General features: G+C 48.2%; 18 protein-coding genes. 13 read left to right on the top strand and 5 right to left on the bottom strand.

What is annotated here, in order from left to right; all coding sequences use genetic code 11:
• The 5 genes from pknB to spoVM all read left to right on the top strand — a co-directional run.
• Nucleotides 1–2,014 (top strand): Stk1 family PASTA domain-containing Ser/Thr kinase (pknB, locus tag AC1DPK_RS20555; protein WP_477511466.1); only part of this gene is annotated, 2,014 nt, incomplete at its 5' end.
• The gene (gene rsgA / locus AC1DPK_RS20550) at nucleotides 1,965–2,939 is read left to right on the top strand and encodes a ribosome small subunit-dependent GTPase A (RefSeq protein WP_477511465.1); all 975 of its coding nucleotides are present in this window, start codon (nucleotides 1,965–1,967) and stop codon (nucleotides 2,937–2,939) included. The genes pknB and rsgA, both read left to right, overlap by 50 nt.
• A gap of 5 nt (nucleotides 2,940–2,944) precedes the next feature.
• The gene (rpe, locus tag AC1DPK_RS20545) at nucleotides 2,945–3,589 is read left to right on the top strand and encodes a ribulose-phosphate 3-epimerase (RefSeq protein WP_477511464.1); all 645 of its coding nucleotides are present in this window, start codon (nucleotides 2,945–2,947) and stop codon (nucleotides 3,587–3,589) included.
• A gap of 11 nt (nucleotides 3,590–3,600) precedes the next feature.
• On the top strand, nucleotides 3,601–3,876 hold the full coding sequence (locus tag AC1DPK_RS20540; RefSeq protein WP_477511463.1) for a hypothetical protein: 276 nt from the start codon (nucleotides 3,601–3,603) through the stop codon (nucleotides 3,874–3,876).
• Nucleotides 3,877–3,997: 121 nt separating this feature from the next.
• A complete protein-coding gene (spoVM, locus tag AC1DPK_RS20535; RefSeq protein WP_010345573.1) occupies nucleotides 3,998–4,078 on the top strand; it encodes a stage V sporulation protein SpoVM in 81 nt (26 codons plus the stop codon).
• A gap of 99 nt (nucleotides 4,079–4,177) precedes the next feature.
• On the opposite strand, the gene rpmB is transcribed toward spoVM, so the two are convergent.
• Nucleotides 4,178–4,366 carry a 50S ribosomal protein L28 gene (gene rpmB / locus AC1DPK_RS20530; RefSeq protein ID WP_053375639.1) on the bottom strand — a complete coding sequence of 63 codons (189 nt, stop codon included), beginning with the start codon at nucleotides 4,364–4,366 and terminating at the stop codon, nucleotides 4,178–4,180.
• 293 nt (nucleotides 4,367–4,659) lie between these two features.
• Between rpmB and AC1DPK_RS20525 the strand changes: the two genes are divergently transcribed.
• The 5 genes from AC1DPK_RS20525 (at nucleotide 4,660) to AC1DPK_RS20505 (ending at nucleotide 10,108) form a co-directional block, all read left to right on the top strand.
• Entirely contained in the window at nucleotides 4,660–5,019 is a 360-nt protein-coding gene (locus AC1DPK_RS20525; protein ID WP_076268275.1) for an Asp23/Gls24 family envelope stress response protein, read from the top strand.
• 56 nt (nucleotides 5,020–5,075) lie between these two features.
• The gene (locus tag AC1DPK_RS20520) at nucleotides 5,076–6,803 is read left to right on the top strand and encodes a DAK2 domain-containing protein (RefSeq protein ID WP_477511468.1); all 1,728 of its coding nucleotides are present in this window, start codon (nucleotides 5,076–5,078) and stop codon (nucleotides 6,801–6,803) included.
• A 33-nt stretch (nucleotides 6,804–6,836) separates the two neighbouring features.
• Entirely contained in the window at nucleotides 6,837–7,691 is an 855-nt protein-coding gene (locus AC1DPK_RS20515; protein ID WP_441881406.1) for a DegV family protein, read from the top strand.
• A gap of 7 nt (nucleotides 7,692–7,698) precedes the next feature.
• The gene (gene recG / locus AC1DPK_RS20510; RefSeq protein ID WP_076268278.1) at nucleotides 7,699–9,750 is read left to right on the top strand and encodes an ATP-dependent DNA helicase RecG; all 2,052 of its coding nucleotides are present in this window, start codon (nucleotides 7,699–7,701) and stop codon (nucleotides 9,748–9,750) included.
• A 70-nt stretch (nucleotides 9,751–9,820) separates the two neighbouring features.
• Entirely contained in the window at nucleotides 9,821–10,108 is a 288-nt protein-coding gene (locus tag AC1DPK_RS20505) for a stage VI sporulation protein F (RefSeq protein WP_076268279.1), read from the top strand.
• 62 nt (nucleotides 10,109–10,170) lie between these two features.
• Here AC1DPK_RS20505 and AC1DPK_RS20500 read toward each other — a convergent pair whose 3' ends face one another.
• On the bottom strand, nucleotides 10,171–10,866 hold the full coding sequence (locus AC1DPK_RS20500; RefSeq protein WP_076268280.1) for an SOS response-associated peptidase: 696 nt from the start codon (nucleotides 10,864–10,866) through the stop codon (nucleotides 10,171–10,173).
• A gap of 167 nt (nucleotides 10,867–11,033) precedes the next feature.
• Between AC1DPK_RS20500 and AC1DPK_RS20495 the strand changes: the two genes are divergently transcribed.
• Complete coding sequence (locus AC1DPK_RS20495) at nucleotides 11,034–12,329, top strand: DUF2515 domain-containing protein (protein ID WP_477511462.1); 1,296 nt, start codon at nucleotides 11,034–11,036, stop codon at nucleotides 12,327–12,329.
• Nucleotides 12,330–12,519: 190 nt separating this feature from the next.
• Here AC1DPK_RS20495 and AC1DPK_RS20490 read toward each other — a convergent pair whose 3' ends face one another.
• Genes AC1DPK_RS20490 through AC1DPK_RS20480 form a run of 3 tightly spaced genes read right to left on the bottom strand, consistent with a single transcriptional unit; the run spans nucleotide 12,520 to nucleotide 14,307 of the window.
• A complete protein-coding gene (locus tag AC1DPK_RS20490; protein ID WP_339208844.1) occupies nucleotides 12,520–12,846 on the bottom strand; it encodes a YolD-like family protein in 327 nt (108 codons plus the stop codon).
• On the bottom strand, nucleotides 12,843–14,108 hold the full coding sequence (locus AC1DPK_RS20485; RefSeq protein ID WP_441881392.1) for a DNA polymerase IV: 1,266 nt from the start codon (nucleotides 14,106–14,108) through the stop codon (nucleotides 12,843–12,845). Before AC1DPK_RS20485 ends, AC1DPK_RS20490 begins: the two co-directional genes overlap by 4 nt.
• Entirely contained in the window at nucleotides 14,098–14,307 is a 210-nt protein-coding gene (locus AC1DPK_RS20480) for a hypothetical protein (protein WP_477511461.1), read from the bottom strand. The genes AC1DPK_RS20485 and AC1DPK_RS20480 overlap by 11 nt, the downstream gene beginning before the upstream one ends.
• Nucleotides 14,308–14,546: 239 nt before the next feature.
• On the opposite strand from AC1DPK_RS20480, the gene AC1DPK_RS20475 reads away from it, so the two are divergent.
• Entirely contained in the window at nucleotides 14,547–16,094 is a 1,548-nt protein-coding gene (locus tag AC1DPK_RS20475) for a spore germination protein (protein WP_477511460.1), read from the top strand.
• Between the two features lie 18 nt (nucleotides 16,095–16,112).
• Complete coding sequence (locus tag AC1DPK_RS20470) at nucleotides 16,113–17,321, top strand: Ger(x)C family spore germination protein (RefSeq protein ID WP_477511459.1); 1,209 nt, start codon at nucleotides 16,113–16,115, stop codon at nucleotides 17,319–17,321.
• Nucleotides 17,322–17,338 lie beyond the last annotated feature (17 nt).

Below are 17,338 nucleotides of genomic sequence, written 5' to 3'. Positions count from 1 at the left end.
GCTTAATAGAAAAGTCGCAGTGAAGGTGCTGCGGCAGCAATTTGTGCATGATGAAGAATTTATTCGCCGATTCCGTCGTGAAGCACAGTCAGCAGCTGCGCTATCTCATCCGAATGTCGTCAGCATTTATGATGTAGGACAAGAAGAAGATACACATTATATCGTTATGGAATATATTGAAGGCCATAATTTGAATGAAATTATACAAGAACGAGCGCCGTTGCAGCCAGATGAAGCGGTGCGCATTGCTATGCAAATTGCAGATGCGCTTGATCACGCGCATCAAAATCACATTATTCATCGTGATATTAAGCCGCATAATATATTAATCGGCAAAAATGGACGTGTAAAGGTTACGGATTTTGGTATCGCAAGGGCGGTTACTTCATCCACGATTACACAGACAGGCTCGGTTATCGGATCGGTTCACTATTTTTCCCCTGAGCATGCCAAAGGAATTAATACCGGAGAAAAGTCCGACTTATATTCGCTCGGCATTGTACTCTATCAAATGCTGACAGCTAAGCTGCCGTTCCTTGGCGAGAGCCCAATTAGCGTAGCTTTGAAGCATTTGCAAGAAAATTTCGAGGAGCCGCGAATCGTTAATCCGCATATTCCGCAGAGCGTTGAGAATGTCATTCTCAAAGCGATGCGCAAAAATCCGAGTGAACGTTATAACTCAGCGCATGAAATGCTTCTTGATTTGGATACCTGCCTTCGTCCAGAACGATTAAAGGAACCCAAAATCACGTTCGCACATGTTAATGATTTGGATGAGACGCGTGTTATGCCTGCTATCCGTGGTGATATACGGCCAACAGAAACACAAGAGATTGCACGGCCCGTCATATCGAAAAATGATGAGCAGCAAAAAGAAGTTGAGCAGCTGCCAAAGTCCAAGAGCTGGAAAAAACCGCTTACTGTCGTAGGTGTTACACTGCTCATACTGGCGATTATTATATTTGGCTTCATTAAGCTTCTTGGGGTGCTTGACGTTGCGGAAGTAAGCGTGCCATATGTCGTAACCAAAACCGAAATTGAAGCACGTCAAATGATTGAGGCCGCTGGGCTCAAGGTAGAAGATCCTATCATTCGCGAGCATAACAAGGAAATTCCGAAGGATCAGGTTATAAGTCAGTCAAAGATGAATATGCGAGTGAAGGAAGGCTCCCTTATTCAATTAACGGTGAGTGACGGTCCTGAGCTGGAAGAAATTGATAATTATGTTGGGAAAGCGCTGCAGACCGCTATTGATGAGCTTATTGCACTTGGGATAACAGAGGATCAAATCGTAATTGAAGATCCTGTTTTCAGTGAGGAAGCTCCAGATACGATCATTCAGCAGTCGCCAAAACCGGGTGAAGCCTACAACCCTGAATCGGTTGAATTTAAATTCGTGGTCAGCAAAGGCCGAGAGACCGTTGCAATGCCTAACTTAATTAACAAGCCGCTTGATGTAGCCAAGGATTTGATCAAAGCATACGAGCTTACACTAGACAAAGCTGATATTTTGTATGCTCCGAGTTATTTGCACGAGAAGGATCATGTCATTAGCCAAGATCCATTCCAACCTAATGATAAAGTAACCAAAGGGGAAAAAGTTACAATTACTGTAAGCTCAGGGCCGCCAGCCGATGCGAAAGAGCATAAGTTTAACATTATGATTTCACCGGCGGAGGCAGGCAAAGCAAGTGAAGTTCGAATTGAATACTCCGATGCACGCGGTGAAAATATTGTATCAGAGAAACGTAAAATTACAGGTATGGAAACCTTCGTAGTTACCGTTCTTGTCTCACCGGATACGGAAGCCAGAGTAACGGTATTCCGAGACAATCAGTTTATTGATATCAAAACAATTACGTACAAAGAAATAGTCAATGGCACGAATTCATCCAATTTGACTATTCCGGGTAATGAAGTGAAGGAAACAGAAGCGCCGACACAAACGGAGGTTACCCAAAACAATGATGAGCCAATTGAAGAAGAGCAGCAGCAAGAGCAGCAACAGCCATAATAGCAAAGAGGGTCATCTCAAAGGCACGATAGTAAAAGCGCTCAGTGGCTATTACTACGTAAGAGCGGAGAATGCGGCGTCGGACTCGGCAACAGTCCAATGCCGCGCTAGAGGCGTCTTTAAGAATAAGGGCTTAACGCCGCTTGTAGGCGATGCAGTGATGTATAGCTTGACAGAGAACGGTGAAGGAACCGTCGAGCAGCTGCTGCCTCGTACATCAGTGCTTATTCGACCGCCAGTTGCGAATATCGATCTTGCGATTCTTGTGTTTTCGGTTACAGAGCCTGCTCTTAATTTGCAATTGCTGGATAAGTTCCTTGTGCATATCGAGCATGCAGGCATACCAGCAGTATTATGCTTAAGCAAGCAGGACTTAGAGAAAGACGGTTTGGAAACGGAGGAGGCGCAAGCTGCGGCTGCCTCCGTTAATCGTATATACAGAGCACTTGGATATGAAGTGTTCGGGACAAGCTCTCGTTTGGGAGAAGGCATTGCTCCATTTCAAGAAAAGCTGAAAGGGCATATGGCCGTATTTGCCGGACAATCAGGCGTAGGCAAGTCATCACTGCTTAATGCGATCGTTCCTGGTCTTAAGCTGGAGACAAATGAAATCAGCAATCGTCTTGGACGAGGCAAGCATACAACGAGGCATGTGGAGCTTATTGAAATTGGAGGCGGCTTAGTCGCTGATACACCAGGTTTCAGCCAGCTGGACTTTCAGGAGCTGGGAATCGAAGATTTAGGTTATTGTTTTGTAGAAATGCGCGAGCTGTCTCCCGATTGTAAATTCCGTGGCTGCACGCATGTAAGTGAACCAGGCTGCGCCGTGCTTGCTGCGGTTGAGAGCGGGAAAATAGAAAAAAGCAGGCATGACCACTACTTGCTGTTTATGACGGAGATGAGAGAGAAAAAACGGAGGTACTAACAACTATGACGATTATTGCCCCTTCTATATTATCGGCCAACTTTGCAAGGCTAGGAGAGGAAGTTCAAGCAGTCGAAGCGGCAGGAGCAGATTGGATTCACATCGACGTGATGGACGGACATTTTGTCCCCAATCTAACTTTTGGACCGCCGGTCATTTCAGCTATCAGGCCTGTGACGAAGCTTCCTTTTGATGTGCATTTGATGATTGAACGTCCGGAACTTTCAATTGAGGACTATATTGCAGCAGGCGCGGACCGCATTACTATTCATGCTGAAGCTTGCGTGCATTTGCATAGAACCGTTCATTACATAAAAGAAAAAGGGCTGCCTGTGGGCGTAGCGATTAATCCGGCAACACCTGTTTCTGTGCTGGAGCCTATTTTGCATGATCTTGATCTCGTGCTTATTATGACGGTTAACCCTGGATTTGGGGGTCAGAAGTTCATTCCTTATTCGCTTGTGAAGCTGCGCCAGCTTCGTGCGATGCTGGAGGAGCAGGGACTAGATGATGTTCATGTCCAGGTTGACGGTGGTGTTAATCAAACAACGGCAGCAGTCATTCGTGAAGCTGGCGCTAATGTGCTTGTGGCAGGAAGTGCCGTGTTCTCAGAGGTAGACCGAGCCGCGGCAATCGCGGTATTGCGCTAGGAGGTACTGCGATGAATGAACGGTTGAAAACAACACTCTGGCTGTTGATGTATACATTTCTTGCCGGACTGCTGCTAGCGCTATTCTCGATGATATCGGGTTTTTATCGGTATCTCTTCTCGCTGCTCGCTTTGTACGTGGGCATTCGCTTTTTCCGGAGATTTGAAAAGCTAGGCATGCGAATCGCTTTTTTCGCGCTATCGATAGTATTTTATTTACTAATTGCTGTCGTTGGAGCGGCTATTATATATATAAGAGATAATCCAATGCCAATAACGGGCGCATAATAGGCTTTCCCCTCAGACGCACTATGGAATAGGACAAACTGACGACGCATAGGATGTTTACATGAGCGTAGTAATGTTGTCACGGATAAATTCGATGAGCGTGTCTGAGGAGGGATGAGGCATGAAATTTTATACAATCAAACTGCCTAAATTTTTGGGCGGGTTCGTAAAGGCGATTTTGAATACCTTCCAAAAAAATTAGGTCTAGATGCTGCAGGACACCCTTCGGCCGTGATCGTAGAAAAGCAAAAAAAAAAGCACCTGAGCGCTCAGGTGCTTTTGTCTATGGCCATTGCCATCATTATACGCGTGTAACTTTACCAGCTTTAAGTGCGCGTGTGCTAACATAAACACGTTTCGGTTTACCATCAACCAAAATGCGAACCTTTTGCACGTTTACGCCCCAAGAACGACGAGTTTTGTTGTTTGCGTGGGAAACGTTGTTACCTTTACCAGGTGCTTTACCTGTAAGAAAACATTTGCGGGACATGACTACACCTCCTTTAAATCTTGCTTGAACAAAACGGATTCCATTAATATGGCTTCGTTATGCGTGAGGAAAATTTCATTCGTAAGCGAAATAACATTTAAACACACTTGAATATCGTATCACAAACATTGGTTCTGTTCAACCTAAATATAAGGACAAGGATGTTCTTTATCGCTTTTAAAGCGAGCAACCATGCAGAATAACTGGATTTATTGAACAGACTTCTATAAAGGAGCCGTTTATAGTACAATAATACTTAGTCCATAATACATACAGTAAGGGAGTGTATTTCCATGCCAATGCAGCTAAGCACAGAATTAGGTTCCATACATGTCTCAGACCATTGCATAGCCATTATTGCGGGCTCTGCGGCCATGGATTGTTATGGACTTGTCGGGATGGCTTCACGCAAACAGCTAAAGGACGGAATTGCCGAGTTGCTCGGACGAGACAATTTGACTCGCGGCGTTGAAGTTAGACGAGTAAATGAAGAATTGCATATTGATCTCTACATCATCGTAAGCTATGGAACAAAAATTTCCGAGGTAGCGCATAACATTCAATCCAAGGTAAAATATGTGCTGAACGACGTAATCGGTCTACAAGTGGAAGAAGTCCATATAATTGTGCAGGATGTCAGGGTACTTAAGTAACAGGGAGGGAAATTTCGTTGAGTAAGCGCTTTATAAACGGATCTGATTTTACCGCAATGGCACTGCTCGGCGCGGATTATTTACAGCGAAACGCAGAGCACGTTAATGCATTAAATGTATTCCCAGTGCCGGATGGCGACACGGGAACAAACATGAACTTAACGATGTCCTCAGGCGTTCGCGAGCTGCGCAGCAAGCCGTCAAGCAGCATTGGAAAAACGACAGAAGCCTTATCTAAGGGGCTGCTGATGGGGGCTCGGGGCAATTCCGGCGTTATCTTGTCACAGCTGTTCAGAGGTTTCTCCAGGTCGCTTGCCGGTCTTGAAGAAGCGGGAACGGTGCAAATAGCCGCTGCTTTGCAATACGGTGTTGACCTCGCTTATAAAGCTGTCGTAAAGCCTGTAGAAGGAACGATTCTTACCGTTGCCAAGGAAGCTGCGAAGCATGCCGTTCAGTACGCCCGTAGAACGAGTGACGTGGCTGAGTTGATGCACGAGGTGCATCAGAAGGCATATGAAGCTTTGCAGCGTACGCCTGATTTATTGCCTGTACTAAAGCAGGTTGGCGTAGTCGATTCTGGCGGACAAGGTCTCGTGTTTATTTATGAGGGTTTCGTACGCAGCCTAGCAGAAATCGATGGCCAGCTTGATACTTATTCGATGCCGTCAGAAGCAGCTCCACCTGAAGAAGTGGCTGTTCCTATTATCGTGCCACCAATTCGCAAGCAAGAGCCGATCTCGGCACAAGCACGCTTAGCGACGGAAGCTATTGAATTTTTATACGATATGGAATTTTTTATCAATCGCAAGCTAAGCGGACAAGCGGGAGCGTTTTTTGATGAATCCGCTTACAAACGTGCTCTTGGGAAAGATGGAGACTCTATATTGGTCATAACAGAAGACGATATTATTAAAGTTCATGTACACTCTCGCAAACCGGGAGACGTACTGAACCTATCGCTTCCTTACGGAGAATTAACCGATATTCATATTCTTAATATGCGCGAGCAGCATCGTGATTTACTTGAGCATGAGGCAGAGGATTCAGCCGTTGTTGACTATTCTGCAGCAGAACTGCTTGCAGGGCAGGCCGTACAGGGAGTTCCGCCTGGTCAAGTATTTGAATGGGCGCCGTTTGGAATTATTGCTGTTGCTCTAGGCGAGGGGATTACGAACATTTTCCTCGAAAATGAAGTGGATACGGTATTGTCTGGTGGTCAGACGATGAATCCGAGCACAGAAGATTTTGTGAAGGCGATCGAGGCTCTGTCAGCAGAGCATATCTATATATTACCGAATAACGGAAATATTATTTTGGCAGCTGAACAAGCTGCTGAGCTTAGCGAGCGGAATGTTACGATTATCCCAACTCGCACGATACCTCAGGGTTTAGCAGCTGTACTTGCTTTTAAGGAAGACGAGACGGCTGAACGAAATAGCGCATGGATGAAAAACGCTGCTGAGCAGGTTATGTCGGGACAAGTAACAAAGGCTGTGCGAGATACGACCATTGAAGGTGTGGATATTCGCGAGGGCGATTACATCGGCATTAAAGAAAAGACGATAGTTGTATCCAAAGCAAGCTTGCTCGAAGCCTGCCAATCGCTCATTGCTAACATGCTCGATGCAGGTGGAGATTTGCTGACGATTTTGTCAGGTGAGGATGCGGAAGCGACAGAAACGGCGTCGTTATGCGAATGGATCGGAGAGCAGTATCCTGATCTGGAGCTTGAATTGCAAAAAGGCGGACAACCGCTGTATCCGTATGTTTTTGCTTTGGAGTAAATGTAATCGTTCTAACAATGGGAGGAAATGGCCATGGGAAAGGTCCGAATAGTAACGGATAGCACATCTGATATTCCGGAAGAGGTCAAGAAGCGCTTGGGGATATCGGTAGTTCCCCTTAAGGTGCTGTTTGGCGAGGAGACGTTTCTAGATGCCGTGACGATTACGTCCGAACAATTCTACGAGAAGCTTGCGCAGTCATCTGTTCTTCCTACAACATCTCAGCCATCACCAAACGAGTTCTCAGAAGTATATGAGCGCTTGCTTGCGGAGGACGCTGATTCACCTATTATTTCTATTCATTTGTCGGCCGCGCTCAGCGGTACGTATCAATCGGCTGTCATTGCTCATTCCATGCTCGAGCAAGAAGCGGATATTACGATAATCGATTCTAAATCTGCTTCATACGGGTTCGGACTACGTGTTGTGAGAGCTGCCGAAATGGCACAAGCAGGCGAATCGAAAGAACGGATTATCGAAGAGATTGAGCGTCTTGAGCGCAGTACTAATTTATACTTTCTAGTCGACACGTTGGAATATTTGCAAAAGGGCGGAAGAATTGGCAAAGCATCCGCGCTGATCGGTTCGATTCTTAACATAAAGCCTATCTTATCTTTGGACAAAGATGGGGTTGTGCTAGCTGTAGATAAAGTGCGCGGCTCTAAGAAGGCGATGGCTCGTATTATTGAACTATTGAAACAATCGTATGGCGATGAGCCGGTCGGTATGACTATGGCTTACTCTTTCAGTAAAGACACAGCTGAGGATTTGTGTGAGCTATTGAAAGCCCAGTTCAATGTACAAGAAATGAACTGGACGACGGTAGGTGCTGTTATCGGCACGCATACGGGACCTGGCACATCGGCCGTGTTTATGTACAGGATGTGATCGTAAAATGACTCTTGATCAAATTTCTGTTCGGCAAATCAAAGGCGTGAGTGCTCCCAAGGAATTGGAGCTTCACGCCTTTGGCGTGAGAACAGTGGCGGATATACTTGATTATTTTCCATTTCGCTATGAGGATTATCGCATTCGTGAGCTGACCGATGTAAAGGAAGGCGAGAAGGTGACGGTTCTAGGACATGTCCGAGGCATTCCAATGCTGCAGCGATATGGAAAAAGCAAATCAAGATTAACATGCAAGGTTGAGGTTGGGCAGTGGCTCGTGACGGCAGTCTGGTTTAATCGGCATTTTCTGCAGGACCAGCTTGTCATTGGCCGTGAGATTATGCTTACGGGCAAGTGGGAACAACAGCGCCTGCAAATGACGATATCGGATTCGGAGTTTCCTGGCAGCGGCGGACCGGCTAAATCAGGAACGCTGCAGCCGGTTTATTCGGTAGGCGGAAGCATCACACAGCCTTGGATGCGGAAGACCGTGCGTCAAGCGTTGACGCAATATGGGTCGATGATTGAAGAGATTTTGCCGTTTGAGCTTGTGGAGCAGCATCATTTGATGCCCAGACGCGACGCGGTGCATCGCATTCATTTGCCGGATGATACGAAGGAAGGACTGCAGGCGCGCAAACGATTGGTATACGAGGAGCTGTTTCTGTTTCAGTTGAAGCTCCAAGCGTATCGGGCTCTTAATCGCAAGCGGAATGATGGCATCGCACATCGAATTGAGAGTGAAACGATTCGTCAATTTGCCGCAACCCTTCCGTTTGAGCTGACAGATGCTCAGAAGAAGGTCGTTAATGAAATTTGTGTCGATATGAGAAGGCCGTCCTGCATGAATCGGCTGCTTCAAGGTGACGTTGGCTCCGGCAAAACGGTTGTGGCAGCTATTGCACTGTATGTTGCGGTGAAATCAGGTCATCAAGGGGCTTTGATGGTGCCAACAGAAATACTGGCTGATCAGCACATGCGCTCGCTTACAAAAATGTTCGCAGAGCTCGGAATTGAGGTTGCTCTTCTAACGGGAAGTGTAACAGAGCGCAAACGCAGGGATGTGCTTGCGGGGCTTCAAATGGGCATGATTGATATTGTCGTTGGAACGCATGCTCTAATTCAGGACGATGTTTTTTTTCGGAGCCTTGGGCTCGTCGTTGTGGATGAACAGCATCGTTTCGGTGTCAATCAGCGGAGCGTGCTGCGGCGCAAAGGGATGAACCCCGATGTGCTTACGATGACAGCAACGCCGATTCCGAGAACAATGGCGATTACCGCATTCGGCGATATGGACGTGTCGACGATTCGCGAGCGGCCGCATGGGCGCAAGCCGATTAAGACGTATTGGGTTAAGCACAGCATGATGGAGCGTGTGCTCGCTTTTATAAGGAAAGAAGTAAATAAGGGGCGTCAAGCTTACATCATCTGCCCGCTGATCGAGGAGTCGGAGAAGCTCGATGTGCAAAATGCGATTGATCTGTATGTGCAAACGCAGCAGTCGTTTCCAGATTTGCGGGTAGGCCTGCTGCATGGACGCCTTTCAGCTGCGGAGAAAGAAAGCGTGATGGGTGCTTTTGGCGCAAATGAAACGCATGTGCTTGTGGCGACGACGGTCGTTGAGGTAGGTGTCGACGTTCCTAATGCGACACTTATGATCATTATGGATTCGGAGCGATTCGGATTATCCCAGCTGCATCAGCTGCGAGGACGTGTAGGGCGGGGAGAGCATCAATCACATTGTATATTAGTAGCTGATCCGAAATCAGAAACGGGACGCGAGCGAATGAAGGTCATGACGGACACGGATGACGGATTTGAAGTGTCTAAGCGGGATCTTGAGATTCGTGGTCCGGGCGATTTTTTTGGCACGAAGCAAAGCGGATTGCCAGAGTTTCGTTTGGCCGACATGGTTGCTGACTATGAGCTGCTGGAGCTTGCTAGGGATGATGCCGCTGAATTAACAGGACGAGATGATTTTTGGACGAATGAGTCATTCGTTAGATTGCGCAGCTTGCTGGAGCAGGATCAATTTTTTCAAGGGGAACAGCTGGACTAGGCAATATTCACCTCCTTTCGGCATATAGTTTAACGATGTGACTGGATTGCCTGATGGAGGTGTCAACGAAGTGAGTTACCAAAACTATGGGATTAAGCCTCAGCTGGTCGAGCGTGTTAAATACAAAATGAAAAACCCTGCTGTGAAGGAACGGATTAGGGACCTGCTAGGAAATGTGACCAAATACGATTTGCAAGACCGGCCAAAGGTTAGACGGCTTGTGAAAGCGGCGTCCGTTATTTTGCAGGAGCAGCTTACGGATACACAGGAAGACCAGATTGTTGCTTTCATTATGGCGCAAAAGATTGACCCGAACAACACGTTTCACTTGCTGAAACTGTGGGGGATGTTTCGCTGACCGCTTTGGTCAGCGATTTTTTTTTATTTGGCAACGGGAACATCGTTCCGCTAGGTTTGCTGCTACCATAGCTCGAGCTGCTCGTCCACTTCAATGCGCTCGATTAAAGAAGAGTCGTCGTTTCGGACGCTTCCGACTGCAAGGGAGACAGGGTAAGCTTCAAGCTCATGCGATGAGTATGGCTTAAGGAGTGGAGTGATCATCTTAACGTCCGTTACCGCGCGGTTCAGCCACAGCTGCTCTGCCTCGGGCCGCAAAATGACCGGCATGCGATCATGAACCTCGGAAACGAGCTCGTTTGGCGTAGTTGTTAAAATCGTACAGCTATTTATTTTGGTCCCTTCAGGAGAAATCCAGGTCTCGTACAGACCGGCCATGCTGAATAAGGAGCGGTTCTTGAGTACGAAGCGCATCGGCTGCTTGCCTTGTGCTGTCGTTTTCCATTCATAGAAACCATCGGCAGGGATGAGGCAGCGCTTGCGCTGCAGCGGGGCCTGAAAGGCTGGTTTGCTCGCTGCTGTCTCTGATCGAGCATTCAGCATCTGGAAACCAATTTTCGGATCATCCGCCCATGGCGGCACAAGTCCCCACTTCAGCTCGCCTAGCCGATTATTTTGGCCATCATTTATAATGGTCAGCACCTGCTGGCTCGGAGCTATATTATATTTCGGACGGTGAAAAGGTACCATCGTTTCTTCGATCATATACCTAACCATCAGCTCTTCCAACGTAACTGTGAGTGTATACCTTCCGCACATGGCTGTCATCTCCTTTCTAATGCTTTTATTATACATCGTGAGCGCTCGAATCGCATATGTTGCATACACGGTATGACGAACTGCTCCGTGGCTGATACTGGATATATAGGGTTTAAACTAGGCAGCAAGCTTGTATAGTCAACGACGCGATAGGAGGAGCACTGACAATGGACAAAAAGCATGAGGGACGGTCTTATCGCCGTACATTCGGTTACTGGCTAGGGCAGCTGCTCGCGCTCCCCAGTGCTGCGTTTGACTATGCAGTAGGCAAGTGGGGGGCAATGAGCGCATCGGATGCGATGATTGCGGAAGCAACACCGCTGCAGCTTTCAGCTTCTTCCGTTGCAAAATTGAAGTATGCATGGTCGAAGCATTTTGAATCTGCTGATGCTTCAGCAGTGACAAGCTGGAATGAAGAGGAACTTGCGCTAATCGAACGAATTCGCGCTGAGACTGCTGCTGCCAATCGGAATAACGTGACGAGAACGGAAGCTTATCGTATTTTGTATTTCCGCACTCCGGAGCTGCACTGGGCGCTGCTTGCGCATATGGTGTCCCGGAATGGCGGCTGGAATATGACTGACTTGCAAGGCGAGTGGCTTCCATGGCTGCTGAACTCGGAACAGCGGTTAGCTGTGTTTCGTTTTTTGGAGCAGGCGAATGCATTGATATTTCAAGATGCTTATCCACAGCTGCTCTTGTATGAACGGAGCAGGCGCGAGGGGAGGAGCTTGTTCCATCTGCTGCCTGCTTTTGGCGTATCCTCGTTTATGGCGCCGGTCTGGAAGCAGTACTGGCGAGATCGCGACGCGGTGCCGCTCACGATCGCATTAATCGTTAATGAGCAGCATTATATCGAGCAGCGTGCTGTACAGCATCCCTTTTTTCGAGAGAAGGTGCTGCATACGTTATTTTTTGGTCTGCAATCGCTGCTTCAGCTGAACGGGGTTATTTTCCCCTATGGCAATGGCCCGGGAAAAGGGGAAGGAGCGTTTGCGCTGCGGCTCTCTGGTCTTATTTTGGAGCGGTTTGAAAATATAGAAGAGAGAATTGAATTCGGCAAGCGTCTATATGCGATGTTATTCGGTGTGCCGCGCGTCTATGAAGGAGCTAGATCCTTCGCTGCTGCGGTTAAGCATACAGGCTCGCGTGCCGACTACGCGCCGCATATGTTTACGCGTGTACGTCAGCAGCCTCCACAGCCAATTTATAAGGAGCGTCTGCTGGGTGCACGTTTAAAGCCTGGTGCTGAGCCGCTTTACAGCCCAGAGCTTAGTGCAGCTTGGAACGATCAACCCCTTGAAATGCCGGAGCCTGGGGATTGGTTTACGTCCGTTGCCGACATTACGCCTTATTTTCAAAAGCTGCCAATGCCGCATTCTTTTGAAATTACGAATGAATATGGGCTCATGCTTAACAAGATCGAATTGGCTGTTCTTGCGGTGCAGCGTGGCAATAAGTGAAACCCCCGGACTTCGACACTTGTTGGCGGAGCCGGACGAGATCGAGGGAAAAAGCCAGAAGCGATACAAAATAATATCAAAAGAAAACAGGAACTGCTTCGTTGGCCCTTCTGCCAGTTGAGCAGTTCCTGTTCAAGGATGAGTTCTACTTTAGGCTGCTTTGAGCGAAGCTAACGGAACAGAGCACTCCTTATTCCCAAGCAGCAGCGCCTTCAATATCGTAAATAGAGAACCATTCGCCATCGACCATGAAGCGGCCTTTCAGTTGATCTACGCGGTCAACGATTCCGCTGACGGTCAGTTCCTCTTGCGGATGAAATAAACGGAGCGTGATGGGCTGCCGCTGCTGCAGCGATTCTGTCACGGAGCGGGCTACATGTTCCCATTCCTGCTCATCTAGCTCCACCCGTTCACGCAGCCGCAATGTCTTCTCCTGCTCATTGATTGCGACTTTATGCTCGGGCAGCATCATCCGGCTCGACTCCCAAAGTCCGTTTCCTTCAAGTTTTTTTCTCATTTGTAATGTCCTCCGATCTTCTCAGAGCGGTGCTGTGCTTGCCCCGCATCCGTAATGGACACCGCTCTCAAAATAGTGGCATCCCCATATTTCCTCTTCAAGGCGTCCGTCGCCCGCTCAAGCGCCATCGTCTTCTCGCGGTTCGGATCAAACAGGGAAAGCTGGTATTCGTCATCCTGCGAAAATTGCGATAGGCTGACGCCAACCTTCCTTACGGGATAACCGTCCCAATGCCGCAGCATCAGCTCTACCGCGGCCCGATAAACCTGATTCGTGACGTTTGTCGGATCGTCCATCTTCATCTGACGGCTAAAGCCCGTAGGCCGATCATAATCGGCACCCATTAATCCGACGGAAACGACATGCCCCATATATCCTTTGCCTCGGCAGCGCTGGCAAACGAGCTCGGTCAGCTCAAGCAGTACAACTTTGATCTCCTCCAGCTTCCCATAGTCACGCGGGAGCGTCATCATATGCCCGATGGCCTTGGGCGCAACCTGATGCGTGCCCGGCGTTACGGGACTTTTGTCAATTCCGTTTGCGATGTTCCAATACAGCTCCGCGTTGATATCGGAGTTTTTGCCGAATTTACGGCGCATCATCAGCTTCAGCTTCTCAAGCGGCGTTGCCGCTAATTGGCCGATCGTCTCCAGTCCCATCGATTGGAAGTGCCTCGTCATCCGGCTGCCGACCATGAACATCTTGGAGACGGGCAAGGTCCAGAGCGTATCCTCAAGATTGTCTCTGGAGAGGGTGTAAATGCCTGCATCGTTTTTTTTCGCATAGTTGTCACAGGCCGTCTTAGCCAAAATTTTATTCTCCGCAATACCGAAGCGGGTGTACACTCCTAGCTCTTCTTGGATGCGGGTTTGGATATGATGAGCCAGCTCATCCGGTGAGCCGTACAAATGCAGCGAGCCCGTCACATCGAGAAATTGCTCATCGATTGAATAAGGTTCGACGAGGTCTGTGTAGGATTGATAAATGCTCGTAATCATCATGGAAACATCGATATACAGCTGCATGCGCGGTTTGATGATAATTAAATCCGGGCATTTCGCCAGCGAGTCGCCCAGCCGCTCAGCAGTCGTTACTCCAAATGACTTGGCGATCGGGCAAGCAGCCAGAATGATGCCGGAGCGGCGTTCGGGGTCGCCCGCAACAGCAACCGGCAGATGGCGATACTCGGGATGTTCCGCCTTCTCCACCGATGCATAAAACGATTGGCAATCCGCAAGCATAATGACTTTGTTAAGAGACATTTCGGCTCACCAGCTCTGCTGCTAAAACATTTGCCGCAAGAAAGACGCGCTGTGCGCCGGAGTCTATACAAAAGGCTCTGACATAACCGTCTCTTACAGATAGGACACGAATCCTTCGTTTCGTAAACTTGCCTTTTTTGCTCATATAAATCACATCTACGACACAACCGACTAGGCTGAACCATTTTTCCGTTGTCATGATGCATCTCCTCCATAACAAGAACGTTTGTTCTTATTATATACAGAACGCACGTTCTTATACTAGAGGTTATTTGTGGTTATTATTGACAAGGTTTGGTTGGGAACAGCTTCGCAGTCCAATTAGGCGTACGAATGCTATACGCGGAGCAGCACGAAAACCAATCACAAATAGGACAGTACATATTTACATCCATAATGCGCCAAAATAGAAGCAACATGGAAACGAAGGGTGCCGTTATGAACAAACAAAACACAGGTAGGCTAACGCCGTTTAGTCCGTCGCTGCATGCGAATGTCAAAACCATTCGCGATTGCTTCGGCAACAGCACGGATATCGTAATCCGAATGTTTCGCAGCGATGCGGCTCCAGAACGTGAGATTGCCATTATTTATGTGGATGGAATCGTGAACTCGCAAATCATTAATGAGAGTGTCATGGAGCCGTTAATGTCAATGAGGCTGCCGCAGCATACTCATGTGAAGGGAAGCAAGCTGCTGGAAGCGCTTCGCAGCTGCGTCGTTTCAATCGGCTCGGTACAGAGTGTGGACACATTGGAGTATGCACTCCAATATATGACGGACGGATTATGTGTCATTATGGCGGATGGCAGCGCGGAAGCGCTGACGGCGGATGTGAACGGCGGCGAACAGCGCAGTGTTACGATTCCTCAGACACAGACCGTGATTCGTGGTCCGCAGCATGCTTTTGTAGAAAATATTCAAACGAACATCAGCTTGGTCAGGCGCATAATACGTTCCTCTGACCTTCATGTGCAGGTGCACAAGATCGGTCAGCAAACGCATACGAACGTAGCTGTTATGTATTTGCATGGAATAGCAGATGAAGGGATCGTTAAGGAGGTTTACCGCAGACTGGCGGCCATTGACATTGACGGTGTGCTGGAGAGCGGATACGTGGAAGAGTTTATTCAAGATGATACGTTCACGCTGTTTCCAACGCTTTCAAATACAGAGAGGCCGGACTCCGTGGCAGCAGCGCTGCTGGAGGGAAGAGTAGCGGTAATGATAGACGGCTCGCCTATGGTCTTAATGGCCCCGACTACATTTTTTTCGTTTTTTCAATCGCCAGAGGATTATTATCAACGATATGATATTGCATCCTTCGTTCGTCTCATCCGTTACGGTTCATATATCGTGTCCATTCTGCTGCCTGCCTTGTATATCGCAGTTACAACCTTTCATCAGGAGATGCTTCCGACAACGCTGCTCATTAGTCTAGCGGCGCAGCGAGAAGGGATTCCGTTCCCTGGACTGGTTGAGGCGCTGTTGATGGAGGTCACTTTCGAGGTGCTGCGAGAAGCAGGATTACGAATGCCGCGGGCGATTGGGCCCGCCATATCTATCGTGGGCGCTCTCGTACTCGGCCAGTCGGCTGTTCAGGCGGGCATCGTGTCAGCGGGTATGGTGATCATCGTATCCTTTACGGCGATTTCCAATTTTGTAATGCCGGAATTCAACATGGCGGCCACATCTCGCATTATTCGTTTTATCTTTATGATTATGGCCGGTATTTTTGGGTTTTTCGGCATTTTCATTTCTGTATTGTTTATGCTGATCCATTTGGTATCGCTGCGCTCGTTCGGAGTGCCATATATGTCTCCGCTGGCACCAGGTCCTACAAAGCAAGGACCATGGCGAGACGTGTTCGTCAGGCTGCCATGGTGGGCGGTCGTGCTTCGACCTCTAGATTTGAATCTGCGTAATCCAAGGCGGCGGCCGAACGGAAAAAAACCGCAGGCACAGCGTCATTCCGATAAGGCGTAATGAAAGGGGGAACCTGCCATGAAAAAATGGAGGCTGCTGCTGCCGATGCTCATTTGTTTGCTGGCAACGGGCTGCTGGAATCGCATAGAGCTGAATGATATTGCGATTGTTTCTGCTACCGGCGTTGATTGGAAGGATGGGAAATGGGTGTTGTCGTATCAAGTGGTCATACCGGAAGCCATTTCCAGTCAAAGCGCGAGCAACAGCACAGCGGCGGTCCATGTTTTTTCCACGCAAGGGGAAAGCTTCAGAAGCGCGGTCAGCAAAGCAAGCCAGGAGACGTCGCGGCGCCTCTATTTCGCACATAATCAAATTGTCATTATCGGTCAGGCTGCTGCGCGCAAAGGACTGGGACCACTTCTAGACACCTATTTGCGCAATCATGATTCCCGCGAGACGGTGAGCGTTTTCTTGTCAAAGGGAAGCGCGCGCCGGATGCTCGAACAATTGATTCCGCTTGAGAAAATTCCAGGCGCAGCCATACAGCGCATGATCAATAATGAAGAGATGAACAGCTCAGCCTTCCGTCAAATGACCATTCATAAAGTACTGCTGGATTTGCTGGGAACGACAAGGGCTACTGGCATACCCGGATTAATTGTGTCCGGTACGAAAGAAAGTGTGGACAATGCCGGGCAGCTTGCGTACACCAGTACACCTTCAAAGGTCAGATTGTTTGAACTGGGCCTTATTGAAGGTGACAAGCTGGTAGGCTGGATCAACAACGAAGAAAGTCAAGGCGTGATGTGGCTTGCAAATCAAGTAAAAAAAACGACGGTTTCATTCGCATGCTCAGCGGACAAGAACGAGCCGAAAAACTCATCTATTCGCATCACACATTCGGATACAACGCAGACTCCTAAATCTTCAGATGGCAATTGGCTGATGGATTTGAACGTAAAGGCGACTGGAACGCTGATGGAGTACAATTGCGAGGGTGATCTCATGAATCCGAAAGAAATAGAGAAGATACAAAAACGGATTGAGGACGAGATTGCCGCAATTATGCAAAAAGGCTGGAGCGCTGTTAGTAAGCATAAAGCAGATGTAATCGGCTTCGGAACGATCATTCACAATAAATATCCAAAGCAATGGTTAAAAACGTCGGGCAGCTGGTCGGAGCAGTTTTCGAACATCGAAGTAAAGATGAAAGTTAAGGTGAATTTGAATTCAACTGGTCTTAGCGGAAGTGGATTTAAGAAGGCGCAGGAAAAGAACCACCAATAACATAAGCAGAAAGGAGA

The sequence above is a fragment of the Paenibacillus sp. 01T424 genome (genome assembly GCF_056398745.1).
The sequence above is the reverse complement of the archived record's forward strand: the minus strand, read 5'-3'. Positions and strand labels throughout refer to the sequence as shown.

Coding starts and splice junctions, on each gene's coding strand:
- AC1DPK_RS20495 (WP_477511462.1), top strand. CDS start 11,034: ATGGACAAAAAGCATGAGGGACGGTCTTATCGCCGTACATTCGGTTAC.
- rpe (WP_477511464.1), top strand. CDS start 2,945: ATGACGATTATTGCCCCTTCTATATTATCGGCCAACTTTGCAAGGCTA.
- recG (WP_076268278.1), top strand. CDS start 7,699: ATGACTCTTGATCAAATTTCTGTTCGGCAAATCAAAGGCGTGAGTGCT.
- rsgA (WP_477511465.1), top strand. CDS start 1,965: ATGATGAGCCAATTGAAGAAGAGCAGCAGCAAGAGCAGCAACAGCCAT.
- rpmB (WP_053375639.1), bottom strand. CDS start 4,366: ATGTCCCGCAAATGTTTTCTTACAGGTAAAGCACCTGGTAAAGGTAAC.
- AC1DPK_RS20475 (WP_477511460.1), top strand. CDS start 14,547: ATGAACAAACAAAACACAGGTAGGCTAACGCCGTTTAGTCCGTCGCTG.
- AC1DPK_RS20485 (WP_441881392.1), bottom strand. CDS start 14,108: ATGTCTCTTAACAAAGTCATTATGCTTGCGGATTGCCAATCGTTTTAT.
- AC1DPK_RS20525 (WP_076268275.1), top strand. CDS start 4,660: ATGCCAATGCAGCTAAGCACAGAATTAGGTTCCATACATGTCTCAGAC.
- AC1DPK_RS20540 (WP_477511463.1), top strand. CDS start 3,601: ATGAATGAACGGTTGAAAACAACACTCTGGCTGTTGATGTATACATTT.
- AC1DPK_RS20500 (WP_076268280.1), bottom strand. CDS start 10,866: ATGTGCGGAAGGTATACACTCACAGTTACGTTGGAAGAGCTGATGGTT.
- AC1DPK_RS20520 (WP_477511468.1), top strand. CDS start 5,076: ATGGCACTGCTCGGCGCGGATTATTTACAGCGAAACGCAGAGCACGTT.
- AC1DPK_RS20480 (WP_477511461.1), bottom strand. CDS start 14,307: ATGACAACGGAAAAATGGTTCAGCCTAGTCGGTTGTGTCGTAGATGTG.
- AC1DPK_RS20490 (WP_339208844.1), bottom strand. CDS start 12,846: ATGAGAAAAAAACTTGAAGGAAACGGACTTTGGGAGTCGAGCCGGATG.
- AC1DPK_RS20470 (WP_477511459.1), top strand. CDS start 16,113: ATGAAAAAATGGAGGCTGCTGCTGCCGATGCTCATTTGTTTGCTGGCA.
- spoVM (WP_010345573.1), top strand. CDS start 3,998: ATGAAATTTTATACAATCAAACTGCCTAAATTTTTGGGCGGGTTCGTA.
- AC1DPK_RS20515 (WP_441881406.1), top strand. CDS start 6,837: ATGGGAAAGGTCCGAATAGTAACGGATAGCACATCTGATATTCCGGAA.